The following is a 24287-nucleotide window of genomic DNA, read 5'->3' as shown; positions in this document are numbered from 1 at the left end:
CACGCTTTTGCGATTGTCTTGTCGGCCTTCATGATCCCTGCATATAGGTCGCAAAGTCGCCACAAGACAGTCTTTGACGCATTTCTTGCTGCTTATTTAGATTTTAAGTGCGTATTTCAGGAGTCGGACGGTTTGCGCGTGCTCGTGGACGCTAGCGACTCTTCGCTGTGGATTGCTTTGTGAGCAATCGCGACAGCTGTCGGAGATGGATCCGCAGGTACGAACTTCATGTTGTACCATGTGCCATCTTCATTCGAGATCAGAAGATCCGCGTTGATCTGGCGGGCAAATCCACGGATCAACTGAATGCCGATTCCTTCTCGCCTGTTGCGTGACTCCGTAGCGCGTGAGGCTTCAAGTCCGATTCCGTCATCCCCAAGCTCGAACGCCACTAATCCCGTTTTATCGGCGGGAGGATTTTGGACGCGATGAAGGGAAATACGAATGATACCGGATCGATTTTCCGGAAAGGCATAACGAAGGGCGTTGCTGACGACTTCGGTGACAATCAACGCAACTGGCACGGCCTGATCTGGCGAGATCAGGACGTGTTCGATGTCCAGCTCCAGCCTGATCCGCGTTTGCGTATTCATGCTGTGGGCCGAAAAGAGAATTGAACAGAGCTCTTCCAGAAAGCTCTGAACATCCAGAGCGGACAAACCATTTTCAGAATACAGATAGCGATGCAGTGTCGCGAGTGCGCGTACCCGGTCTCGTACCAGTCGAAATTCCTCTCGCGCTTCATGAGAGCGAATGCGGCTGGCCTGAAGATTCAGCAGTGATGCAATGACCTGAAGATTGTTCTTAACCCGGTGATGAATTTCCCGGATAAGCATGTCCTGATGGTGTGCGGATTTCTCCAAGGCCTGCTCATGGCGTGTCAATCGGCGCGTTGCTCTAAGAAAGGCGCGCTCCAGGTGTCGAATTTCCAGTGGGATAGAGCGGTTAATTCTTGGATCGAAGGGCGCCCCTCGCCTCCAGTCCGCTACTGCCAGAGCAAGCCTTTCCAATGGCTCGACAAGAAAGGTTCGGGCAGCCCAAGCTACGATGAGCAACTCCAGAACCAGAAGAGTGGCAATCAGACTTACGCGAATCAAAAAGATATTAAGGGCACGGTTCTCTTCACGGGTGCGCTCAGTGGCAACCAGCAGGCTTACTGGGCCATAGGCGTTCTGCAGCACATAAGTTGTGCCTTGGGACGTGAACGAGTCATGCAAGGCATGATTGGTAAGATCTCTTTTGAGGCGATCATGAACAGCAGGAGGCAGCGTGGGAATGTAAGGGTGATCCGGGAAGAGCGAAAAAATCGACCCATCTCCCATCATGAGAAGATGTCTCGCGTTGTCATTTACACCGAGGAGTAGTCTCCCATCCCCGACAGGCAGATGACTACGCTGCCAACCAAGTGTTCGTACCGCGATAATGTATCCTGCTATCGTTCCCTGGCTCATTAGGGGAACGACGAATCTTACCAGAGGGCCACGTCCCCCTTTGATAACATCCACGCCGATATTAGGGCGTTCAGCATTTTTGGCCAGCGTTGTAAGAAGTTGGCCTGAAGGGCAGATCGCGGGGTCTTGAGAAGACGGCGGTGGGAGCACAACAGAGGGATGTCCCTGCGCGTCTGTCAGCATCAGGGAACAATAGTGATGCTGTGAAATCGTTTGGACCAGGCCGAATTCGCGGAGTGCGGTTTCTGCGGTTATATCGCGGTCGGCCAGCATATCCAGAACGCTGTGCGTCTGATCCAGATCACTTGACAGTTCAGAGAGCGCAGCCTGGGCATCGCGTTCGGTTCTGGCCAAAGCGTTGCCAACATTTTCCTGATAGCTATGCCAGGCCAACAGACCTGCGATTGTCGCAAGCGGAAGCGTTGTCGCAACAATCAGAGCCATTACACGGGCCCCGACCGTATCGAACATACGCACACTGCGAAAAACCATTTTGCGATAAGGAATGACGGAACCCTTTATGACCTGCCACCCAGGATCTCAGGCCGGGCTTCCTGTGCAATCACTTTTTCCGGTCTTCTTCGATCAGCTTTAAAAGCTCTTCAGGAATAGGTTCGCTCGCAACATCGTCAAAGAGCTGATGCAGTCCACGACTCAGCCAGATACCAAAAGGAGAATCCTGATCATCCCCTTTGGATTTTCCGGATGAGGATTGGGACTTGTCTCCTCCGGTCATTTTCTAGTCCTGAGTCTCTCTGTGACAACGCAGAATAATCGCCTCTGCTCCCTGCAGACTGTCGATTTGGCCAACCGCTCTGTGAGAGTTGCGTAGCCAAGCGACAGTAAAGAACTGTTTACAAAAACGGTACACTTACCGCAATCGCTTCAATTCCGAAATGGGCGAAATACCAACGTTCCCATGAGGCAAAGAGTTCATCACTGCTTATGAGAAAAGGAGATCGTCCGCAGACTGTCCAGCGCGATGACGGACATCGATCGCGTCACGTAGCGCCTTCACCTTAACGCGCAGCTTATCGTTGCTTGGCATATCGCCAGTCATCCAGGCTTCCAGCTGACGGCGGGCACGGAAAACGCGGCTCTTAGCTGTACCGACAGCGCAATCTGTTGCCTCGGCCAGAGCTTCGTAGCTCATGCCCTGAATAACAACCATGACAAGGGCTTCCCGCTGGTCGGCTGGCAGGCGGGAAAGAGCCAATGACAGGTCTTTCAGAGCGAGCCGGTCTTCATGGGTTGCCGGGCTGGCAAAGGTTGAAGCCGGCACATCATCGATGTCGGTCGTCTCGCGACGCTTGCGCAGGTCGGAAATAAAGCGGTTACGCAGGATGCGATGCATCCATGCTGAGAAGTTTGTGCCGGGAATAAAGCTGTTCTGGGCGGCCAGAGCGTTGCACACGGCGTCCTGAATAAGGTCCTCCGCAGCAGCGCGGTTGCGCGTCAGGGACAGAGCCTGCACACGCAGCTTCGGTAGGATTGCAATAACCTGATCATGGAACGTCATGGGAAATACTCCTGGTTTCGTCCTGTTTCATGGGATCAATGAACAGGGTTCCAGGATCGTTGCATCCCGATGTAAGTTTTTTTCGAATTTCTGGAAAAATAATAATTTTCAACAGGTTAATGGGTGGATTCTTGAGGAGTTTGCCCGTCCGCCAGAATAGAAAGCTGGCTTCGCGCTCTTGAAACCCGCGCCTTCATGGTTCCTGGGGGGACATTACAGATACAGGCGGCCTCGTCATAAGAGAGTTCCTGTGCGCCTACGAGGATAATGGCTTCCCGCAACAGATCCGGAAGTCTCCAGATCAGTTCTCCCAGATCCGTGACGGCATCCCTTGCGCTTTGCATTGAGGGTGTTTCGGTTGAGAGCGGCATATCCATCTCGACATCCTGCATGATTTCCTGCTCACGCGAGGAGCGTCGGCGTTGTTCGTAGAAAGCATTTCTCTGAATTGTGAAGAGCCAGGCTTTAAGTGTGGTTCCTGGCTGAAACTGCGTCTGTGCAGCAAGCGCGCGAACGACCGTATCCTGTACAAGGTCATCAGCCGTCACGGCGTCGCGCGTCAAAAACCGTGCGAAACCACGAAGGTCTGGCAGTGCTTTCAGCAACTCCTGATGAAAGGAAGTGCCTCTTTTTTCCTGTACAGCCGTCTCAGGCTCGGAAACAGGTGCCGTCAGAGGGGGTATCCTTTCGGGAAGGTGAAAGCTGCAAGTGCAGACAGACACTAGGCGTATCCGGTCGCTCGTGTCATGATTATTCAATCGCCACAAACGGATAGTCCTTCATAAGGTTTCCGCGCGGCTGTCTAATTATCAAGAGGCTGAGGATCCATGGCTGACACGTCACGTCACGAACTCATTGCGGCGGTACCGTATGCTCGCCGTTTTGCCCGTGCCCTGGCTGGAGATCAGGCACAGGGAGACCAGTTGGTAGCCAGTGCGCTGAAGGATTTTCTTGCGGAAGAGAAATCTGATCTCCCTCCCCGGCTGGCACTGTATGGCAAGCTTGTGCAGGCGTTCTCAGAGCGGAACGCCGATCGCCCGGACATGACCCTTGTTCAGAGAGCTCTGATGCTTCTGACCTCTCTTGAAGAGCAGTCCCTGGCTTCTGCGGCACGGGCACTTTCAATTTCTGAAGAAGATGCTGCGGCAAATCTGGCTGTGGCACGGCAGGCTCTTCAGGGCATTGCGCAGACGACGGTCCTCATCATTGAAGATGAGCCAATTATCGCCATGGATATTCAGGATCTGGTCGAGCGTTGCGGCCACAAGATCGCTGGCGTTGCTTATACGGAGGCTGATGCGGTGAAGTTGGCTGCCGAGACCAAGCCGGGGCTTATTCTGGCCGATATCAATCTCGGAGGTGGCGGTGACGGCATGCATGCGGTCGGGCGTATTCTGAAAACACATGAAACGCCTGTTATTTTCGTTACGGCTTATCCAGAGCGTTTGCTGACCGGAGAAGCGCATGAGCCCTCCTTCGTGATTACGAAACCATTCGAGCCGATGGCGTTGGCTGTAGCGACCTATCAGGCCGTCACGGGTGGGATAAAGTCCGTCTGAGACAAAATCAGGCTTTGGGTGCCTTGCGGGCAAACGTTCCCTGCGACACATAGGGGATATGTCGGCACCCATTCTTCTTCTTCAGAATATTACTTACACTCTTGGCGGACGCCCGCTCCTTGATGGCGCCGAGCTCGGCGTTCTTCCGGGCGAGCGCATTTGCCTTGTGGGGCGGAATGGCTCCGGTAAGTCTACACTCCTCAAGATCGCGGCTGGCGACATTGTTGCTGACGACGGGACCCGGTTTGTACAGCCGGGCGTCAAGGTGCATTACCTTGCGCAGGAGCCTGATCTGACGGCCTACTCTTCCACCTTCGATTATGTCGCAGATGGGCTGGATGAGACGGAGCACTATCGGGCTCGATCCATGCTCGCTGAACTTGGCATGACAGGTGACGAAGGGTGCGAACGGCTATCTGGCGGTGAGGTTCGCCGTTGCGCCCTCGCCCGCGCCTTGGCTGCGGAGCCAGATCTTCTGCTGCTGGACGAGCCGACAAACCATCTGGATCTTCCGACGATTACATGGCTGGAAAAAGAGCTGGCCTCATCGCGCTGCGCCATGATTGTCATCAGCCATGATCGACGCCTTCTTGAGACGTTATCCCGAAGTGTGGTGTGGCTTGAGCAGGGCAAGACGCGGCGTCTGGACCAGGGGTTTTCGCGCTATGAAACTTGGCGCGATGAGGTTCTGGAGCAGGAAGAACGTGATGCTCACAAGCTGGATCGTCAGATCGCTCGGGAAGAGGACTGGATGCGCTATGGCGTGACAGCGCGCCGGAAGCGTAATGTCCGCCGTGTCGCTGAGCTGGCGTCCTTGAGAAACAACCGCCGAGAAATCTCCGCGCGCGGCACCAGCACGCTGCGCATGTCTGCGACGGAAGCAGATGGTGGCGGCAAAATTACGATCGGTACGGAAAGCCTGGGATGGGCGTATGGGGATCGCACGATTGTAAAAAATCTCGATCTCAAGATTCTGCGCGGAGACCGTTTGGGGTTGGTTGGCGCCAATGGTGCAGGAAAGACCACTCTTATTCGTCTTCTGACCGGTCGCATGCCCCCGCAGGAAGGATCTGTTTATATCGGACCGTCTGTTGCCATGGTGACGCTGGATCAGCAGCGTGAAAGTCTGGACCCGACCAAAAGCCTTTCTGACACCCTTACAGGCGGCAGTGGGGATATGGTTCAGGTCGGGAATGAGAAGCGTCACGTTATCGGATATATGAAGGACTTCATGTTCCGTCCGGAACAGGCACGTACGCCCGTTGGAAAATTATCTGGTGGTGAGCGGGGGCGTCTTGCTCTTGCGTGCGCGCTGGCCAAGCCATCCAGCTTGATGGTGCTCGATGAGCCCACCAATGACCTTGATCTGGAAACGTTAGATCTGTTGCAGGAAATGCTGGCGGACTATGCGGGGACCGTTCTTCTGGTCAGCCATGATCGTGATTTTCTTGATCGTGTAGCGGGATCTGTTCTCGTATCCGAGGGCGATGGACAGTGGATCGAGTACGCCGGTGGCTATTCGGACATGCTGGCTCAGAGGCGCGGTGAAGCCCCTGTTGAGCGTCATTCAGAAGATCGGGGTGAGAATGACCTTGTATCAAAAAACACTGTAAAATCAGAAAAGAAGCAGACGAAGCTTAGTTATAATGACAAGCGGACCCTTGACCTTCTTCCCGGCAAAATGACTAAGCTTGAAAAGGCTATTGTTACGTATCGCGAGGCATTGTCTGACCCCGTGCTTTACAGCAAGGACCCAGCAAAATTCACCAAGATCAGTGATGCTCTTCAGGCGGCAGAGTGTGAATTGACTGACGCCGAAGAGCAATGGCTTGAACTGGAAGCCAAAAAAGAAGAGCTGGAAAGCCAGTAAAAAATAAGGTTTTCAGGCCTTATCTGCTACCGGGATAAGGCCTGAGAGCTCCATAGCTTTGCGAGACGCATGGATGCTTTCGGTGACGCGGATTGCCGCATCGAGCGCTCGGATTCCAGCTTGGGCATCAACCAGCACTGGTGCACCGTTAAGGCATGATTCAGCAAAAGCTTCGTGCTCTACGGCAAGGTTGTCGTGGTCATGCCAGCTGATGGCTTCGCGTTTGAAGCCTCCAGTTCCCGGTAGAGGGAGGCCACGTTCTCTGCCAATGAAGCTGAGTTTGCGCTCCATGAAGTCTGCTGACAGGTAGCCTTCCTGTGAGAAAAGTCTCATACGGCGTTCTGTTTTAAGGGAAATTCTGCTCGCTGTGATTGTGGCGACGCATCCGTTCTCAAATCGGACCCGCGCATTCGCGATGTCCTCGTGTTCGCTTGAAACGGCTGCGCCAATGGCATCGATGTCCGTAATCGGGCTGTCTACAATTGCAAGAACCAGATCCAGGTCATGGATCATCAGGTCCAGAATGACAGACACATCTGTCCCTCTCGGCTTGAAAGGCGCGATGCGTGTGGCTTCGATATAGAGCGGCTTGTCGATACGCTCTGTGATTGCCCTGTGCTCTGCGGAGTAGCGCAGCAGATGGCCCACCTGAAGAACTTTGCCCGTCCGGGATGCGAGATCCGCCAGATTGCGAGCTTCATCCAAAGTGGCGGCGATCGGCTTCTCAACGAGAACATGACGGTCCGCGTTAAGGGCTTCGCTGGCAAGTCGGAAATGATGTTCGGCTGGGGCTGCAATGATCACAGCCTCGACCGAATTCAGCAGGGCCTCGTAAGTTTCTGCAACGGCACAACGTGCCTCACGAGCGACTGTTGTCGCACGTGCCGGATCAGGGTCGAAAAGCGCCACCAGATTTTCAGCCGGATTTGCGGCTGATTTGAGGGCGTGAAATCGCCCGAAGTGACCGGCACCGACGATGCCGACCCGAAGCTGTCGCCGAGTGTTCATGAGTGACAGGATTACCAGTCCATCACGGCTTCGCAAAGCCGTCAGGGGCGGAATGTTGGTGAAAGGTTGCATCGGCATTGCGGAAGCGGCATGGTCCCGCGCAAGAAACTCGAACCGTCCAAACCCGCCGAGGACATCTCGACCCGTTATGATGTATTATAGCCGGCTCAGACTGCTGGGCGTCGCAGGCATCTGCCTGATCGGCCTCCTGTTCTGTCTGCCCAATTTCATGCGTGCCCCCACGCAGTCCCTGCCCTGGCGGCAGATCCACCTTGGCCTTGATCTCCGTGGTGGTTCATATCTGCTGCTGCAGCTTGATCTGAAGTCTCTTGAGCATGACCGCTTGCAGTCTCTTCAGGATCAGGCACGTCAGACCCTTCTGGACAAATCTCTCGGTTACCGTGACTTCCAGAAGGATGATCAGACGGCCAGCCTGAGCTTTGAGCCACGCTCAGATGCGGAGCGCGCTATTGCCCTGAAGACGATGCAGGATCTTCCTGTCGTTGTGCCTGATGAATTTCATGTTGCTGAGGCCAATGGGCGCATCGTTCTAACGCTTCAGCATGATGCCATGTTGGCGCGTGCCCGGGACGCTGTTGCCCAGTCCATTGAGATCGTTCGCCGCCGTATTGATGCGACGGGTGCTATTGATCCAAGTATCGCCCGTGAAGGTGATGACCGGATTGTCGTGGAATTGCCAGGTGTCAGTGATCCTGAGCGGATCAAGACTCTTCTGGGAACAACTGCCCGTCTGACGTTCCGTCTGCTGGCGCCAAACCCCAGTGTGGCCAGCCCCGGTTCGGCGATGCTGGAAGACATCAGCACCCATTCTCAGGTTGCCGTACAGGACCATGTGGATGTTGACGGCACGGATCTGACGAACGCAGGTGCGGTGATCGATCAGCAGAGCGGTGGCTGGGCCGTGACGTTCCAACTCAATAGCGCTGGTGCAACGGCTTTTGCCAATACGACCCGCGCTAATGTGGGTAAGCGGTTTGCGATCGTGCTTGATAACAAGGTTATCGAAGCGCCGAACATTATTAATCCTATTACGGCAGGGAGTGGTCAGATCACAGGTGGCTTCGATGCCCACAGTGCGTCCGATCTTGCGCTTCTGCTGCGTGCTGGTGCTTTGCCCGCTCCGTTGGCTGTTATTGAGCAGCGCACGATTGGTCCGAGCCTTGGCGCTGCGTCCATCCACGCTGGCATTCTCAGCCTTGCGGCCGGATTTGTCTTGGTCGTGGTGTTCATGGTGCTCTTCTACGGTCGCTTCGGCCTGTATGCGGATATTGCGCTGTTCGCCAACCTGATCCTGATGGTCGCAATCCTGTCTCTTTTCCAAGCGACACTGACGCTGCCAGGTATGGCGGGTATGCTGCTGACGCTTGGTATGGCTGTGGATGCCAACATCCTCATCAATGAGCGTATCCGAGAAGAAGTGAAGCGCGGGCGTGCGCCGCTTCAGGCGCTGCAGGCTGGCTTCGAGCGCGCAACCAGCACAATCGTTGACAGTAATGCGACGGCGTTTCTCGCGCATGTCATGCTGTTCGTGTTCGGCACGGGTCCCGTGCGGAACTTCGCCCTGACGATTACCATCGGCATCGTGACGACCCTCTTCACGACCCTGCTGCTGTCACGCTTCCTTGTCGTGCGGTGGTATGCCCTTGCCCGTCCCAAAGAACTGCCGGTCTGAACGTCATGCTGTCACGTCCCCTTCTCCGTTTTGTCCGTGACGATCGGCGCATCAACTTCATGCGCGGCCGTCATATGGGGCTTATCGTTTCGGCGGTTCTCTCCATTGCTTCTGTCATTCTGTTTTTCGAGCCGGGCCTGAAACTCGGTCTCGATTTTCGGGGTGGTATCATCGTCGAAGCCCAAACGCCGGGAGCCGCAGATTTTGGCAAGCTGCGCTCTGCTTTGGAAAAAGCCGGCATTCATCCGGATGCTGTTCAGGCCTTCGGTTCTCCCCGGGATGTCCGCATCTCAATCAATGCGCCGGAAGGTGCGGATCGTGAAGCGCAGACACAGAAGCTTGTCGATGGTGTAAAGACCGCCATCTCAGCGGCTGAACCCGGTACGCAGGTTCTGCGGGCTGATGCTGTGGGTGCTTCGGTATCTTCCGAGCTTTTCCGTGATGGCCTGTTGGCGCTCGGTTTCAGTCTGGCCATGATTCTGGCTTACATCTGGATCCGCTTTGAGCGTGAGTTCGCCATTAGTGCTGTGGTGACACTTATTCTGGATCTGACGAAAACCGTGGGCTTCCTCGCCATTACGCGTTTTGAGTTTGATCTGGTGATGGTTGCCGCATTGCTGACGATCCTCGGATATTCCACCAACGACAAGGTGGTTGTTTATGATCGTATCCGTGAAAATCTTCGCAAATACCGTACGATGCCGCTGCGCGAACTTCTGGATCTCTCCATCAATGAGACCCTGAATCGTACGCTCGGCACCTCCATGACCGTCTTTCTGGCGGCCCTGCCGCTTGCTTTGTTTGGTGGCAGCACGCTGACCGGGTTCGCAACGGTCATGCTATTCGGTATCGTTGTTGGAACATCGTCTTCCATCTTCATCGCTGCTCCCCTGCTGCTTTTGATGGGTGAAAAGCGACTTCGGAAAACTCCTTCTTCCGATACGGAATGACGCTCTGAAGACTTTATCAGGCACAAAAAACCGGCTCAGTCAGAGCCGGTTTTTTTGTGCCGTGAGGCGGAATGTCTAGCTATCGAAGCTGGTCAGAAATGCTGCGATTGCGGCGTCTGCCTGACGATTTTCCGATGATGTCTGAAGCCTTGTAGCATTCAGAACTGCTTTTTGAGCATCATGGTCGAGGCTTATGAGCTTTTGAACATTCTGGGGGGTAACTTTTCCCCTCATTAACGCCCCTCGTGCCATGCCGTGAGCAATAAGATACGCATAAAGTCTGGCATTCGGAGATGGGGGCACGCCTTCGAAAGGACGTGCCACGCATCCACAGAGCAGGCTCCCCACCAAAACAAAACCTGTCAGTTTGCGGGTGAAGGTTGCTCCGAAAGGAGCCTGCCGTGACATCAGGGAGCCTTGGTGGCCAGAATGTCGCGGATCTCTGTCAGGAGAACTTCTTCCTTGGTCGGTGCTGGCGGCGCTGCTGGTGCAGCCTCTTCCTTGCGGTGAAGCTTGCCGATGAGGCGCACAACCCAGAAGATGAAGAATGCCACGATCAGGAACTGAATGACAGCATTCAGGAAAACACCCAGATTGACGGTAACCGCACCGGCCTTCTGTGCTTCTGCAAGTGTATCCTTGACCGGACCCTTCAGGGTGATGAAGAGGTTAGAGAAATCCACACCACCTGTTAGGAGGCCGATGAAGGGCGTCAGGACATCTTTGACGGCGCTGTTCACAATAGTGGTGAAGGCCGCACCGATGATGACACCAACGGCGAGATCCAGCACGTTTCCGCGCATAATGAATTTCTGGAAGTCGCTCAGCCAGCCCGGAGTATGCAGGGCATGTTTCGTTTCGCTCATATTTCGAACCTCTCTTGGGGGAACCCGCATCACTGCGGTTGCAGGCCGGAAAAGCGCTACCTGCATCGCCCAAGGGATAAACGGACTCATGCGATCCCGTAAAGTGTGCTTTCATCCTTGAGCGGTTTCCGTTATACGCGCCTCATGATTCGCTCCGGTCGGTATCGGAGCTTTTTTCCTGGAGTAGAGAATTCATGAAATCCGGCATTCATCCCGACTACCACGAAATCAACGTCATCATGACCGATGGCACCGAGTACAAGACCCGCTCCTGCTATGGTCAGCCTGGTGCTACGCTGCGTCTCGACGTTGATCCGAAGTCCCATCCGGCCTGGACTGGCGTGCAGCGTATGCTCGACACCGGAGGCCAGGTTGCCAAGTTCAACAAGCGCTTCGCTGGTATCGGTACCCGCAAGTAAGCTTGTCTGCCTCCACGCTCCCCTCTTGAAGGGGCGCAGGACAGGTACCATCTGGAATATCGGTCATGATGCCTTCGGGGTCATGGCCGGTAAACCAAACGCAGTCTGCCAATTGGGGATTGCATTAGATGAACCCTGCCTTGAGGAGGTTTTCATGACATACGATTTTACGCCGCTGTTCCGCAGCGCAATTGGCTTTGATCGCCTTGCCCGTATGGCTGGCAACGCTGCCAATGCTCAGGCTATGCCGAGCTACCCCCCCTACAATATCGAAAAAACTGCCGAGACAGACTACGCCTTGACTATGGCTCTTGCCGGTTTTGGCCCGGATGATGTTGAGGTTCTGCAGGAAGACAATACGCTTGTCATTCGTGGCAGCGTTCCCGAAAATACCCGGGATCGTGAGTGGCTTCATCGTGGTATTGCGACGAGAGCTTTTGAGCGGCGCTTCGTGCTTGCCGATCACACAGAAATTGATCAGGCCGAGCTTCAGAATGGTCTATTGACTATCGTAGTGCGGCAGGTTGTTCCTGAAGCTGTCCGGCCGCGCCGTATTCCGATTGTCACAGGAAATGGTGTTCCTGGTCATCAGAACGTAGCGGCATCCTCATACGCTGGCACGCAGCACGCTGCATGACGGTGGATCGGCAGGGCGGTTTTTGGATTTGCCCTGCCGTTTCGACCTTGACCAGATGTGTGATGGTGCCCCATACCGTTTCTCATTATCGCCGTGCATCCAGCAGGTGCCGCGATCATATCCCGAGCGGCCTTTCGTTCCTCTCCGGGTACGCCAATCGGTGCCTGCGCTCTCGCCGGCCCCTTAGCGCCCCAAAAGGAACGCACTGACATGACCCTGCCTTTGATGCCCAAGGCCACGGCCGTCTGGCTAATCGAGAAAACCGGCCTGACCTTTACTCAAATTGCTGAATTCTGTGGCATGCATCCGCTTGAAGTTCAGGCAATTGCTGATGGTGAAGTTGCGGCCGGGATCAACGGCTACGATCCGGTCAAAAATCATCAGCTGTCTGACGCCGAGATCAAGCGCTGCGAAGCGAACCCAGACTCCAAGCTGAAGATCCTGTCATCTGGCAGCCCGGTGAAGCGTCGCGCCAAGGGCGCGCGTTATACGCCTGTTGCAAAGCGCAATGACCGACCTGACGCCATTGCGTTTGTTCTTCGTCAGTTCCCGCATCTGACGGAAGCTCAGATCGTAAAGCTTCTGGGTACGACGAAGGACACCATCATCAAGGTGCGTGACCGCCAGCATTGGAATAGCGCGAATATTAAGCCGCGCGATCCGGTCATTCTCGGTCTTTGCACTCAGATGGATCTGAACGCAGCGGTTTCAGCTGCCAACGACCGTCTTGCCCGTGAGGGACAGACGCTTCCTGTGGTGAGTGCCTACGACGCTCATGAAGACAGCGCTCACTGAGCTGAAATCAAGGATGTAGCTTTTCACGAAGCTGCATCCTTTTTTATTGGTGCGGGCCTGACTGGTTTAGGCCGCCTCAGCCGTGATATGGATTCATGACGATGGACGGAATGAATTCTGTTCGTCATCATGCCGTGACAGAGTTCCGGGACCGATAGCAATGATGACCGATAACAATGCCATGCTCCGCCGCCTCCACGAACTCCGGAGCGAGCATCGCGATCTTGATACGGTTATTGAGCGCCTGGTGGACCATCCCCTCAATCAGCTCCAGATCCTGCGCCTTAAAAAGCGCAAGCTGCAGCTAAAAGACGAGATTTCCTGGATCGAGACCCGTCTGATTCCGGATAACATTGCCTGATGAGCCAGATCCTTTCTCCGAGCGAGACCATTCAAGCAGAAGACGCTGTGCGCGTTGGTGTCATCATGGGGAGCCAGTCTGACTGGGAAACCATGCGGCATGCCTGTGACATTCTGGACGAACTGGGCATTGCCCATGAACGTCGGATTGTCTCTGCACACCGGACGCCAGATCGTCTTGCGGACTATGCGCGTACGGCCCGCAGCCGTGGATTGCATGTCGTTATCGCTGGCGCGGGCGGTGCTGCCCATCTGCCGGGCATGTGCGCGGCGTGGACGTCCCTTCCCGTTCTTGGTGTTCCGGTGGAAAGTCATGTCCTGAAGGGGCAGGATAGCCTGCTGTCCATCGTTCAGATGCCAGGCGGCGTGCCTGTTGGAACGCTGGCGATTGGCAAGGCTGGGGCCAAGAATGCTGGCCTGTTGGCGGCTTCCATTCTCTCTTTGGCCGATCCGGAGCTGGCTGCACGTCTTGATGCGTGGCGCGGCACTCAGACGGCAGCTGTTGCGGACATTCCTGTCGAATGACGGTTCAGAATAATCAGGTTTTTGCACCTGGAAGTACAATCGGGATTATTGGTGGCGGCCAGTTGGGACGCATGTCAGCAATGGCGGCTGCCAAGCTTGGTTATCGTGTTCATATCCTGAATCCGGCGGCCACGAGCCCTGCTATCGAAGTTTCAGCTTCTGCGACAGTTGGGTCTTACAATGATCCAATAGCGTTGGAAGATTTTGCTGCTCGTTGTGACGTTGTTACTTTCGAATTCGAAAATATCAGTGTTGATGGTCTGTCACTGCTCGAAAAACGTCGTCCCGTCCGTCCTGGTGGCGAGATCCTCAGGATCAGTCAGGACCGGGTTCTGGAAAAAACCCGGCTGGCTCAGGCTGGGGTGGAACTGGCGCCGTGGAAAGCGGTATCCGGGGCAGAGGATCTCTCTGCGCTGGAAGAACTGGGTTTTCCTCTCATTCTGAAAACGACCCGTTTTGGGTATGACGGGAAAGGACAGTTTCGAGTTGAAAGTGCTGAAGCACTTTCTGCGTTGGCGGACTTGCCGTACCCGCTTGTTGCGGAAAAAATGATCGATTTTCAGCGTGAGCTGAGTGTGATGGTTGTTCGCGGAATTGACGGCACAGTACGGTGTTTCGACGCAGTGGAAAACCGCCACCGCGACGGTATCCTGGACGTTACCTTGGCTCCCGCACCTATTATGCCGGATCTCGCAGAGCACGCTCAGGCCATCGCAACACGCATTGCGACGGATCTTGAACTGGTCGGCATTATGGGAGTGGAAATGTTCCACGCCGCTGATGGTCAGTTGCTGGTCAATGAGATTGCTCCACGGCCACACAATTCAGGGCATTGGACGATGGACGCCTGTCTGATCGATCAGTTTGAAATGCATATTCGGGCTGTGGCAGGGCTTCCCCTTCCACCTGCGCGACGTCATTCGGACGCTGTCATGCATAATCTTGTCGGGCCGGAAGATATGGCGCGGGTTCCTGCCATACTGGCCACGGACGGTGCATCACTGCATCTCTACGGCAAGCACGAGGCACGACCGGGCCGGAAGATGGGGCACGTCAACACGCTCTTTCCGCGTGGCGCATTGCCGGGCGAACTGGCCCTTGAAGGATTATTGCCTCCGAGGGGCTGAGAGTGGCTTGCGCTAGATCAGGCCAAGCCGTTGGAAGCTGGTATGTTTTCCATTGCCGATGATGAGGTGATCCATGAGCTGGACGCCCACAACATCCAGTGCGGCCTGAACCTGCTGGGTCATCTGGATGTCGGCTTGTGAGGGCGTTGGGTCACCGCTTGGGTGGTTGTGCACCAAGATGAGGGACGTGGCTTCAATTTCGATTGCTCGGCGGGCGACTTCCCTGGGGTACACAGGGGTGTGGTTGACCGTACCGCGTGCCTGAGCTTCATCAGCGATTAGGCTGTTTTTCTCATTGAGAAAAAGGATACGGAATTGCTCGGTGTTTTCTCGGGCAAGTCTGGCTGTCAAATAGTCGAGAAGCTTCTGCTCGCTATCGAGAATATCAATTTTGGGTAACCGCTCACGATTATAACGAAGTGCAGCCTCATGCAGGACCCGGATCATTGGAATTATGTGTGATCCCATATCCTTTATGCTGGCCAATTCCCTGTTTGTGGCTGCCAGAATGCCCGCCAGCGATCCAAATCGTTCAAGCAATAAGGGGCTTAAAGTCTCTGCCTTTGCTTCGTCGCCGGTGAAAAGAGTGACGACCATTCTGAGAAGAATATCGTCGTCCAGATGACGACCTCGTCCGCTCAGCAATGCCCTTGAAGGCTCGGGTAACTCGGTTGATCGCTGAGTGGTCACGGCCGCGGATTTTATGGTCTGAAGCAGAGAGCTATTCAGAACTTCAGAAAATCCGTCTTCGGCTGCCAGCATATCGTCCATGTGTTTTTGTGGCATTTCCCAAGTGTTGTTATCAAGCCACAGAATATGGTGTTGGGGTATTCCGATATGAGTTCTGTGACCACTGCCTTCACACGGCAGAGGTCACAGAACCCAACTTTCCTATGGCCTTATAGCAAGCCTTCCTGTCGAAAGCTGCGAACCGGGGTGTCGGGCACCTCCAAGAGAATATCATGCAGAACAATCGAAAGTGGCCTAAGTGCGGTTTCCAGCGTTCGAGCAGCGGTTGAAAGCGCGACTGGCTTTAAAGCTGGCTGAACATGAAGTCCGATGATGGCGGTGGCGTGCAGGGCAAGTGCACGGATTGCGATAGCGCGATTCAGGACGGTAATATTTTCGAGTTCCGGAGCCGCTTCGTCGGATAAAAGACGATTGCGATTGTCCAGATAAAAAAGGCGGAATTGCCCGCGGATTGCTCCCGCCAGGGCGGTCTCAAGATATTTCATCAGCTGAGGCCAATCCCCTAAAACGGGTCGTTCGCGGTGTTCGGCAGATGCCAGTCGTTCTGCCGCAACGGCTGGCAGTCTGAGTGCGCGAATGGTGTCGTCGTTGAGGCCTGCGCCTCTTAAATCCTGTGTGGATGCGCGGAAAACGCCGATCAGGCTTCCGAAGTGGCTGATGAGGCCTTTTGCGAGCGGCTTGGTATCCTTGCGCGGGATGCCCAAGAACAGCAGCATTTCCAGAATTTCGTAATCTGCAAGGGTTTCGGCGCCATTGGTCAGGACGCGTGTTCGCATTCTGGCTCGATGGCCTTGTGGTCCGGTGCCGCGTGTCAGAGTGATCCGGGGAGATGATGTGTTGGCCATAGAGCCATCACACTCTATATCGGGAGTGTGCCGCAAGACCCTCTCATCCCCACCCCCGAGTATCTCTCCCGCCTGAACCCGGAGCAGAGACGTGCCATCGAGACAACCGAAGGCCCGTTGCTGATTCTTGCCGGTGCAGGAACGGGAAAGACGCGCGTGTTGACGACGCGCTTTGCCCATCTTCTTTTGACCGGACGGGCTTACCCCAGTCAGATCCTTGCCGTGACGTTCACCAACAAGGCTGCGCGTGAAATGCGTGAGCGTGTTGGTGCTCTTCTGGGGGAGCCTGCCGAAGGGCTCTGGCTTGGCACATTCCACGCCATTTGCGCGCGGATGCTGCGGCGTCATGCGGAATATGTGGGCCTGACGAGCGGATTCAATATTCTGGATACGGATGATCAGCTTCGCTTGTTGAAGCAGATCATGGAGCCGTTCCGGCTTGATACGAAGCGCTGGCCGCCTAACCAGCTCATGGGCATCATCCAGCGCTGGAAAGATCGGGGCCTGACGCCGGATCGCGTGACGCCTGCCGAAGATACGGATTTTGCCAATGGGCAGGCCTTAGCCATCTATCGCGGCTACCAGCAGCGGCTGCGCGAACTGAATACCTGCGATTTCGGCGATCTGATGCTGCACATGGTGGAGATCCTGCGGTCCCAGCCGAATGTGCTGGCGCAGTATCATCGGATCTTCCGCTATATTCTGGTGGACGAGTATCAGGACACCAACACGATCCAGTATCTGTGGTTGCGTCTACTGGCGAAGCGCGAGCAGGGTCCATCCAACATTGCCTGTGTGGGGGATGACGATCAGTCGATCTACTCCTGGCGCGGTGCCGAAGTTGAAAATATTCTCCGGTTTGAGAAGGATTTTCCCGGTGCCGCTGTTGTGCGGCTGGAACAGAATTATCGCTCGACGGCGCAAATCCTGGCGGCGGCGGCGGGACTGATTGCTCACAATGAAGGACGGTTAGGCAAGACGCTCCGTCCCGGCCGTGAGGATGCGCAGGGCGAGAAGGTTCAGATTATCGGGGTTCGGGATTCCGATGAGGAAGCCAGAATTGTTGGTGGCGCGATTGAACGCCTTCATGCCGATGGTCATCCGCTGTCTGAAATGGCCATCCTGATGCGTGCTGGCTTCCAGACGCGGCCATTTGAAGAGCGCCTGATGACGATAGGCATACCCTATCGGATTGTTGGCGGTCTGCGGTTTTATGAACGCTCGGAAATCCGGGACTGTCTGGCTTACATGCGCGTTCTGTCGCAGCCTTCGGACGACTTGGCGTTTGAACGGATCATCAATGTTCCGAAGCGTGGTGTAGGGGCTGTGGCTGTGCAGAAGCTACATGGTGTAGCGCGCACCCTGCCCGGCCCGTTAACTGCTGGTGTTCTGACGCAGATTGAACAAGGTGCGCTCAAGGGGAAGTCCAAAGAGGCCCTGACCAGTCTGATGGAAGCGTTTCAGCGCGCGAAAGCGACGCTTGAGACAGAAGGTCAGGTGGTGGCTGTTGAGCAGCTTCTGGAAGACAGCGGCTATCTGCAAATGTGGCGTGATGACCGCTCTGTGGAAGCTCCGGGCCGACTTGATAACATCCGCGAGCTTTTGCGGGCGATTGGCGAGTTCGCGACGCTCGAAGGTTTTCTGGAACACGTCGCGCTTGTCATGGATACGGAAAGCGAGACGAGCGACGACAAAGTGAGCCTCATGACGTTGCACGGCTCCAAAGGACTGGAGTTCGATACGGTGTTCCTTCCCGGTTGGGAGGAAGGGGTTTTCCCGTCTCAGCGGTCCCTGGACGAAGGCGGCAACCGGGCGCTGGAGGAAGAACGACGTCTGGCTTATGTCGGTCTCACACGGGCGAGGCTTCGGGCCATCGTTGTTCATGCGGCCAGCCGCCGCATTTATGCGAACTGGCAAGCCTCGATGCCGAGCCGGTTTATCGAAGAAATTCCGTCCGAATACGTTCAGACGAGCGGGCAGTCTCTTGAAAGCCGGAGGCAGGCTGCGGCAGCGCCTTCCATGTTTGCGTCCGGCCCGTTTACGAGTACGCGTCGTTCTTCAGGGGAGGCTCAGACCCCTCGCCCACGCGTTACGGATGTGCAGCCGCAGGCGAATGTGCCTCTTGGAGCAACGGTTTTTCATCAGAAGTTTGGCGAAGGCACCGTGATTGCGGTGGATGGCAGCCGACTGGAAATCAACTTTGAAAATGGCGGCATCAAGCGCGTCATGGCAAATTTCGTGGAGATCAGATCGTGATGGCACCCCGCAGCATTGGCCGACGCCATGCCAGTGCGCTTGAAACCCTGTCCATTACGGTGGAGGAGGAATTTGTTCCTCTTTTCGAACAGGCCCTGATGTGTGTCTGTGAGACTGTCGGGATTTTTGAGGCTGATGATGCACAGAAATACTGGCGCATCGAAGGTGTCAAAGACACTGGCTATAAGGAAGACGAGCTTGAAAGTGCGTTGTCCGTTGCGCGTCTTCTGACGGGTTGTGAGGCAGAACTGCTTCGTGAGGCAACGGAAGCCGAAGGTTGGCTGGCACGGACCTATGAATCCTTTCCGCAGCAGGACGTTGGCAAGCGGTTTGCCATCCGAGGAACTCATCTGCATGGCGAGCCTGACCGCTCGCGCCTGACCATTACTCTTGATGCCGGTATTGCCTTTGGGTCGGGTGAACACGGATCAACGCGAGGATGCCTGCGAGCACTGGAAATGGTGGCATATCGCAAACCTCATCATATTCTGGATATGGGGTGTGGCTCGGGTATTCTGGCGATGGCTGCGGCGAAGCTGCTGCATCGCCCGGTTCTAGCTGTCGACATTGAGCCATGGTCTGTGCGGACAGCCAAAGCCAATGCCCGTCTGAACGGACAGGGTAACCTGCTGGACTGTCGCTTCGGAAATGGCTGGAACACGGCTCAGGTGCGCGTCAAGGCGCCGTATGATCTCGTGTTTGCCAATATTCTGGCGCGTCCTCTCTGCCGGATGGCGCAGTCTCTCGCCATCAATCTGGCGCCGAACGGCACGGCTATTCTGGCTGGACTGTTATACACACAGGCGAATATGGTCCTGGCTGCGCATCGCCGTCAGGGGCTGGTTCTGGAACGTCTGTTGCGTGAAGGCGACTGGGCGACCCTGATTCTGCGTAAAAGAGGCTAAGATGTCTGTCGTAATCCGTGAGGTTCAGGAGGCCGACCTTCCCGCAATTCTGCGGATTACGAACGATGCCATCGAGCATACTGATGCACTCTGGATCAACACGCCGTTCACGATGGAGCAGCGTCGAAAATGGGTTGCTGATCGACAGGCTCAGAACTTTCCGGTTTTCGTGGCGGTTGATGGGGATGGCGTGGTCTGCGGGTACGCATCCTATGGACCATTCCGGGCTTTCGAAGGCTATGCTGGCACGGTCGAACACTCCGTATATGTTTCATCCAAGTGCCAGGGACGTGGACTAGGCAAGCTTTTGCTAAATCAGTTGGTCCAACATGCAAAAACAGCTGGATTTCATGTGATGGTGGCCGGGATTACGGCTGGCAACGAGGCCTCCATCTCGCTGCATCAGCGGTTAGGCTTTCAAAATAACGGTATTTTGCCTCAGGTTGGACGAAAGGGTGGCCGTTGGCTGGATCTTTTGTTCATGACGCTCTGCCTTGAGGCTGTTTCCAAACCGGAAAAGGACTTTCCATGACCCTTTCCTCCATTCCGCTCAAAGAGCGCCCTACTCTTGTTCGCAAGGCGTGTGAGGCGCTGGGCGTTGCAGGTTTCATCATCCCGCGGGGGGATGAATATCTTGGGGAATATGTTGCCCCCTGCTCTGACCGTCTGGCCTGGCTGACCGGCTTTACGGGGAGCGCGGGTCTGGCGGTTATTCTCCAGGATGCTGCTGCCGTCTTCTCGGATGGACGTTATACCGTTCAGATGGAGGAACAGGTTCCCCATGATCTCTGGGAGCGGCGACATGTGAGCATGGAGCCTGCGTCAGACTGGCTGGAAGAAAATGCGCAGGGTAAGCGCGTTGGATATGACCCCAAACTGGTCAGCCGTTCCATGCTGGCATCCTGGAGTGCTCCCGGGGTTGAACTGGTGCCGCTGGTACTTAACCCGATTGATGAGGCATGGCTCGACCGGCCTGCTGCGCCGGCTAATCCCGTCATTAATCACGGTGTGGAACTGGCGGGGGAAACAAGTTCAAGTAAGCGCCAGCGCCTCGCTGCCGGGCTACGGAAAGCCGGACAGGATGCTGTGGTGCTGGCGGACTGCACATCCGTCGCCTGGCTCCTGAATATTCGCGGTAGTGATGTCCCGCTAACGCCTGTGGCCCATGGATATGGCCTGCTGCATGCTGATGGTCGGGCAGAGCTGTTTGTGGACCCTGCCCGCGTTGAAGACGATCTGGCTACAGCGCTCGATGAAGAGGTCGCTGTTCAGGCACCGAGTACACTGGAAAAACGCCTCGTAGCGCTGAATGGCAAGGTCGTGCGGCTTGATCCTGTGACGACGCCAGTTTGGTTCGAAACGACCCTGAAAACCGCTGGCGCTTCGGTGGTGGATGGGAATGATCCCTGCACGCTACCCAAGGCTGTCAAAAACCTGACCGAACAGGATGGTGCACGTCAGGCACACCAGCGCGACGGTATTGCGATGGCACGTTTCCTCCATTCCGTTTCGATATCTGCTGCGGGACAACGGGAGACGGATCTTGTGGAGCGTCTTGGGATGTTCCGCCAACGCTCTGCCGACTATCGGGAACAGAGTTTTGATGCGATTTCGGCCTCAGGACCGAATGGGGCATATCCGCATTATCGTGCAGAAGTCGGCAAGGACCGCGTGCTTCCGGCCAATAGCGTTTATCTGATTGATAGTGGTGGGCAGTATCCGTTCGGGACGACTGACATCACACGGACGCTCTGGATCGGGCCGGAGCCAGCTCCTCAGGACGTCAAAGAAGCGTTTACGCGTGTTCTGAAGGGAAATATCGCGTTATCGCGCGTGCGTTTCCCCCCGGGGACCACAGGGCATCGTCTGGATGTTTTGGCGCGTGCTGCTCTTTGGCAGGTTGGGCTGGATTATGATCATGGGACCGGACATGGCATTGGCAGTTATCTGTCCGTGCATGAAGGCCCGCAGAACATTTCCCCTGCGCCGCGTCCAACAGCCTTGGAAGCGGGGATGATTGTCTCCAATGAGCCTGGGTATTACGAGCCGGGGGCTTATGGCATCCGGATTGAGAATCTGATGCTTGTTAAGCCTTCCTCATATCAAGGGGCGAAAGGCGTATTTCTCGAATTTGAAATCCTGAGCTACACGCCGATTGATCGAGCGCTCATTGATGTGACGCTACTGGATGATGCTGAACTCGCATGGCTTAATGCGTATCACGCAGAGGTTTTGACGCGCGTAGGTCCGGTTGTTGAGCCTGATGTGCAGGAGTGGCTTGAGAAAGTCTGTGCGCCGATGATGCGCGAAACGACCGGTATTCAGTAAGCGTTTATTCATTTTTCCCGGTCATAAGGTTGGTATGACCGGGAAACTCCTGTTTTTTCTATTCTGTATAAGTGTCGCTACCTCATCGGCAGGCGCCAATGACTGGGATATGGCGCGCGCATGCAGTGAGGCCGTGTCTATTGCAGAGCCACAGGCTGGTATTCCGAACGGTCTTTTGGGGGCTATCAGCCGTGTAGAGAGTGGCCGTCGTGACCCTTTATCGGGTCGGACGGTCGCTTGGCCTTGGACTGTGAATGCTGCCGGAAAAGGATATTTTTATCCTTCAAAAGCTGAGGCTATCGCTGCAGTTGAAGTTTTTCGGAGTGCAGGCATCACATCGATTGATGTTGGCTGCATGCAGGTCAATCTTCATCACCACCCGAATGCATTTCTCTCGTTAGAAGAGGCTTTCGACCCCCTCACCAATGTCAGATATGGGGCTTCTTTTCTAAAAAATCTTTTCACGCAATTGCGTGGCTGGAATGCGGCAACGGCTGCCTATCACTCTTTAACGCCTGCTTTGGGCGCGGAATATGAAGAGCATGTCATGGCAGTCTGGAATGGGAAGAATGACATTTACAGGCCGCCAGATTTCTTGCCGCAGGTGGTTATGACTGGTTCAGGTCTGCGGGTTATCGTGCCGCAGTCTGATGAACGAATAGCGACCAATGTGCCAAGAAGTTCCTTGCAGGCGAGAACGACTACTTCTAGTAGATTCCCGCCATCAACTGTGAGCCATACTGCTTACGCTCCTCCTCCGCGCATTATTCATCATGTGACAAATAACGGAGGAGGAACTGAAAGCCATGGCCGCGACCTGATGTCTTATCGTGCAAGTCCCGTCCGGATGGCTTGGCGACAAAACTGAGGCGTTGGACTACCTGCCGGGTGCGGTCCAGTTATTGTGCTTGTATCCGGAATATGGACCTGGTGTATCGCCTTGGCGCCAGTGAGTGCGATCAACACGATCAGAGTGATGGTCGTGAGCACAGGCTGTCAGCCCAAAGGCCAAAAGGATAGGCCCCAAAAGAAAACGGAACCTCATAATTTCTCTCCACGATATAGCCAGCCTAGCAGCAGGAGGCTGACGACAACGCGTTAGAGGGGATCAACGTTGCGGGGAGAAACCTGTCAAAAGATGATAGAGATACAGCATGAGCCAGTAGAGTTCTTTCAAAAGTGTCCAGAAAGCTCGAAAGACCTCGAATGGGTCAAAATTGGCACTGATCGACAGCGTAGAGGTTCCTTTAAATGGTCAGGTCTCCTCTCGATAAGCGAAAACCGTCATTTTGAGAAATCCGGGAACAATCGCAAAGTGCCCTGCAAAATGTCATGAGCGTCACAATGGCTTAAAATCTTATTAGCAACCTAGGATCGAAAATTGTTCTTGCTTTCGATCGTGGGTCCGTTCCCTCAGGTCTTTTATAGAGGGTTCTGGCTTCCAAATCGCGTCAAAAACCAAAAGTATAGGGAGTAAGTAGCCAAGGCGTCTCTCCCTTAATTCGTGGTTTCCACTATTGGGTTAAATACCCCGATAAATGCGAGCGCGGATCAAATCAGCATTGTCTGTTGATGCATCTGTATACGGAGTTGCCACCAAGCCAGCGAGCATTTCGACCAGAGGAGCCATGGACTGGACGGTCTGCATATAGTTTGCAGCTGAAGGGTAATAGGTTTGCACAATCGGGGTCGCGATTGTCAGCAGCGTATTGAGGTCGGCTCCAAGAGATTTTGCCCAGCTTTTCCCGGTATCAACCGTAATGGATCCGCCAGAACTGGCTTCAATCGAGGTGGTAACGCTCTCGATCTGGGCTACAAGGCTATCGAACCTGGCCTTGTCATCAGTGGACAGGTGATTGATTACACCCGGCATTGTTTCGATGATCTGAACCGCATAAGCGATGGCCGCGGCATCCTTGTTTAGGGCGGCTGTGTTGAAGCTGGTGTTGTTGCTCGTCGTCGAGCAGGCCACTGTCGAAGCGAGCAGCATACCCGACAGGCCAAACACAGCGATGCGATTGAGAAAGTGCATATAATAAAGTCCCTAGATATGAAAAAAACCGCCTCAAAGGGCGGTTGAAAATGAATGTTGCCGATAATTGATTGGGCCAGATAAAGCTAAAATGTGCTGGGAGAGCTGTTTCTGGATTATTCCGCGTAGCGAATTTTAATTGCGCGCAGCAAGGATTTACCCTGAAACACTCTGTAATTTTCCGGTGAGATTTTGAGTGATGGGCTCTCAATTCTTGCGAAAAGTTAGCCCAATGATTATTTTCTGGAGTGCTCTAATTCTGAGCGGACTATATCAAGCACAGAAAAGTAGTGAATGATTTAAGTTATTGATTTTTTGGGATTTCTGACCGGATCGGGTGGTGGGCGCAACAGGGATTGAACCTGTGACCCCTACCATGTCAAGGTAGTGCT

Annotated in this window: 25 protein-coding genes; 15 read left to right on the top strand and 10 right to left on the bottom strand. The window is 54.9% G+C overall.

Going from position 1 to position 24287, the window contains the following annotated elements; all coding sequences use genetic code 11:
* Positions 1-116 precede the first annotated feature (116 nt).
* The 4 genes from ABF979_RS11640 to ABF979_RS11625 all read right to left on the bottom strand — a co-directional run bounded on the left by ABF979_RS11640 (position 117) and on the right by ABF979_RS11625 (position 3575).
* Positions 117-1943: a sensor histidine kinase gene (locus ABF979_RS11640; RefSeq protein ID WP_415559923.1), complete on the bottom strand. Its 1827-nt coding sequence runs from the start codon at positions 1941-1943 to the stop codon at positions 117-119.
* A gap of 70 nt (positions 1944-2013) precedes the next feature.
* Positions 2014-2187 carry a NepR family anti-sigma factor gene (locus ABF979_RS11635; protein ID WP_160298815.1) on the bottom strand — a complete coding sequence of 58 codons (174 nt, stop codon included), beginning with the start codon at positions 2185-2187 and terminating at the stop codon, positions 2014-2016.
* Between the two features lie 207 nt (positions 2188-2394).
* Complete coding sequence (locus tag ABF979_RS11630; RefSeq protein ID WP_415559921.1) at positions 2395-2970, bottom strand: sigma-70 family RNA polymerase sigma factor; 576 nt, start codon at positions 2968-2970, stop codon at positions 2395-2397.
* A gap of 116 nt (positions 2971-3086) precedes the next feature.
* Positions 3087-3575 carry a sigma-70 family RNA polymerase sigma factor gene (locus ABF979_RS11625; RefSeq protein WP_415559928.1) on the bottom strand — a complete coding sequence of 163 codons (489 nt, stop codon included), beginning with the start codon at positions 3573-3575 and terminating at the stop codon, positions 3087-3089.
* Between the two features lie 222 nt (positions 3576-3797).
* On the opposite strand from ABF979_RS11625, the gene ABF979_RS11620 reads away from it, so the two are divergent.
* Together ABF979_RS11620 and ABF979_RS11615 are read left to right on the top strand one after the other, a co-directional pair.
* Positions 3798-4529: a response regulator gene (locus ABF979_RS11620; protein WP_202207428.1), complete on the top strand. Its 732-nt coding sequence runs from the start codon at positions 3798-3800 to the stop codon at positions 4527-4529.
* 58 nt (positions 4530-4587) lie between these two features.
* Complete coding sequence (locus ABF979_RS11615) at positions 4588-6399, top strand: ABC-F family ATP-binding cassette domain-containing protein (RefSeq protein WP_415559919.1); 1812 nt, start codon at positions 4588-4590, stop codon at positions 6397-6399.
* Positions 6400-6411: 12 nt separating this feature from the next.
* Here ABF979_RS11615 and ABF979_RS11610 read toward each other — a convergent pair whose 3' ends face one another.
* Positions 6412-7407 (bottom strand): Gfo/Idh/MocA family protein, encoded by a 996-nt coding sequence (locus tag ABF979_RS11610; protein WP_415559927.1) that lies wholly within the window; start codon positions 7405-7407, stop codon positions 6412-6414.
* A gap of 151 nt (positions 7408-7558) precedes the next feature.
* On the opposite strand from ABF979_RS11610, the gene secD reads away from it, so the two are divergent.
* Together secD and secF are read left to right on the top strand one after the other, a co-directional pair.
* Positions 7559-9100, top strand: a complete 1542-nt coding sequence (gene secD / locus ABF979_RS11605) for a protein translocase subunit SecD (RefSeq protein WP_415559925.1) — start codon at positions 7559-7561, stop codon at positions 9098-9100.
* Between the two features lie 5 nt (positions 9101-9105).
* Entirely contained in the window at positions 9106-10050 is a 945-nt protein-coding gene (gene secF, locus ABF979_RS11600; protein ID WP_064273272.1) for a protein translocase subunit SecF, read from the top strand.
* 75 nt (positions 10051-10125) lie between these two features.
* Here secF and ABF979_RS11595 read toward each other — a convergent pair whose 3' ends face one another.
* Positions 10126-10458, bottom strand: coding sequence for a hypothetical protein (locus tag ABF979_RS11595; RefSeq protein WP_211503987.1), 333 nt, complete (start codon positions 10456-10458; stop codon positions 10126-10128).
* Positions 10458-10916, bottom strand: coding sequence for a large-conductance mechanosensitive channel protein MscL (gene mscL, locus ABF979_RS11590; RefSeq protein ID WP_415559917.1), 459 nt, complete (start codon positions 10914-10916; stop codon positions 10458-10460). The genes ABF979_RS11595 and mscL overlap by 1 nt, the downstream gene beginning before the upstream one ends.
* A gap of 194 nt (positions 10917-11110) precedes the next feature.
* Between mscL and rpmE the strand changes: the two genes are divergently transcribed.
* From rpmE to ABF979_RS11560, 6 genes are all read left to right on the top strand, one after another.
* Positions 11111-11335 (top strand): 50S ribosomal protein L31, encoded by a 225-nt coding sequence (gene rpmE, locus ABF979_RS11585; RefSeq protein ID WP_046901535.1) that lies wholly within the window; start codon positions 11111-11113, stop codon positions 11333-11335.
* Positions 11336-11489: 154 nt separating this feature from the next.
* The gene (locus ABF979_RS11580) at positions 11490-11972 is read left to right on the top strand and encodes an Hsp20 family protein (RefSeq protein WP_415559915.1); all 483 of its coding nucleotides are present in this window, start codon (positions 11490-11492) and stop codon (positions 11970-11972) included.
* Between the two features lie 210 nt (positions 11973-12182).
* Positions 12183-12767 carry a DUF1013 domain-containing protein gene (locus ABF979_RS11575; RefSeq protein WP_046901536.1) on the top strand — a complete coding sequence of 195 codons (585 nt, stop codon included), beginning with the start codon at positions 12183-12185 and terminating at the stop codon, positions 12765-12767.
* A gap of 160 nt (positions 12768-12927) precedes the next feature.
* Complete coding sequence (locus ABF979_RS11570) at positions 12928-13128, top strand: YdcH family protein (RefSeq protein ID WP_046901537.1); 201 nt, start codon at positions 12928-12930, stop codon at positions 13126-13128.
* Positions 13128-13652, top strand: coding sequence for a 5-(carboxyamino)imidazole ribonucleotide mutase (gene purE, locus ABF979_RS11565; RefSeq protein ID WP_415559913.1), 525 nt, complete (start codon positions 13128-13130; stop codon positions 13650-13652). Before ABF979_RS11570 ends, purE begins: the two co-directional genes overlap by 1 nt.
* Positions 13649-14779, top strand: a complete 1131-nt coding sequence (locus ABF979_RS11560; RefSeq protein ID WP_415559911.1) for a 5-(carboxyamino)imidazole ribonucleotide synthase — start codon at positions 13649-13651, stop codon at positions 14777-14779. The genes purE and ABF979_RS11560 overlap by 4 nt, the downstream gene beginning before the upstream one ends.
* A 12-nt stretch (positions 14780-14791) precedes the next feature.
* On the opposite strand, the gene radC is transcribed toward ABF979_RS11560, so the two are convergent.
* Both radC and ABF979_RS11550 read right to left on the bottom strand, forming a co-directional pair.
* Positions 14792-15550 (bottom strand): RadC family protein, encoded by a 759-nt coding sequence (gene radC, locus ABF979_RS11555; protein ID WP_415559910.1) that lies wholly within the window; start codon positions 15548-15550, stop codon positions 14792-14794.
* Positions 15551-15678: 128 nt separating this feature from the next.
* A complete protein-coding gene (locus tag ABF979_RS11550; RefSeq protein ID WP_415559908.1) occupies positions 15679-16410 on the bottom strand; it encodes a JAB domain-containing protein in 732 nt (243 codons plus the stop codon).
* On the opposite strand from ABF979_RS11550, the gene ABF979_RS11545 reads away from it, so the two are divergent.
* From ABF979_RS11545 to ABF979_RS11525, 5 genes are all read left to right on the top strand, one after another.
* On the top strand, positions 16402-18630 hold the full coding sequence (locus ABF979_RS11545; protein WP_415559906.1) for an ATP-dependent helicase: 2229 nt from the start codon (positions 16402-16404) through the stop codon (positions 18628-18630). The two genes, ABF979_RS11550 and ABF979_RS11545, sit on opposite strands and share 9 nt — an antisense overlap.
* Positions 18630-19535 carry a 50S ribosomal protein L11 methyltransferase gene (locus ABF979_RS11540; protein ID WP_046901543.1) on the top strand — a complete coding sequence of 302 codons (906 nt, stop codon included), beginning with the start codon at positions 18630-18632 and terminating at the stop codon, positions 19533-19535. Before ABF979_RS11545 ends, ABF979_RS11540 begins: the two co-directional genes overlap by 1 nt.
* 1 nt (position 19536) lies before the next feature.
* Positions 19537-20067, top strand: a complete 531-nt coding sequence (locus tag ABF979_RS11535; protein ID WP_415559904.1) for a GNAT family N-acetyltransferase — start codon at positions 19537-19539, stop codon at positions 20065-20067.
* Positions 20064-21863 (top strand): aminopeptidase P family protein, encoded by a 1800-nt coding sequence (locus ABF979_RS11530; protein ID WP_415559903.1) that lies wholly within the window; start codon positions 20064-20066, stop codon positions 21861-21863. The genes ABF979_RS11535 and ABF979_RS11530 overlap by 4 nt, the downstream gene beginning before the upstream one ends.
* Before the next feature lie 133 nt (positions 21864-21996).
* Positions 21997-22731: a transglycosylase SLT domain-containing protein gene (locus ABF979_RS11525; protein WP_415559901.1), complete on the top strand. Its 735-nt coding sequence runs from the start codon at positions 21997-21999 to the stop codon at positions 22729-22731.
* Between the two features lie 654 nt (positions 22732-23385).
* Here the strand turns inward: ABF979_RS11525 and ABF979_RS11520 are convergent.
* Positions 23386-23895 carry a hypothetical protein gene (locus tag ABF979_RS11520; RefSeq protein ID WP_415559900.1) on the bottom strand — a complete coding sequence of 170 codons (510 nt, stop codon included), beginning with the start codon at positions 23893-23895 and terminating at the stop codon, positions 23386-23388.
* Positions 23896-24287 lie beyond the last annotated feature (392 nt).

The sequence above is a fragment of the Gluconobacter sp. genome, from assembly GCF_047723935.1.
GTDB lineage: Bacteria > Pseudomonadota > Alphaproteobacteria > Acetobacterales > Acetobacteraceae > Gluconobacter.
Note: the sequence above shows the minus strand (reverse complement) of the source record. Positions and strands in the feature narration are given on the sequence as shown.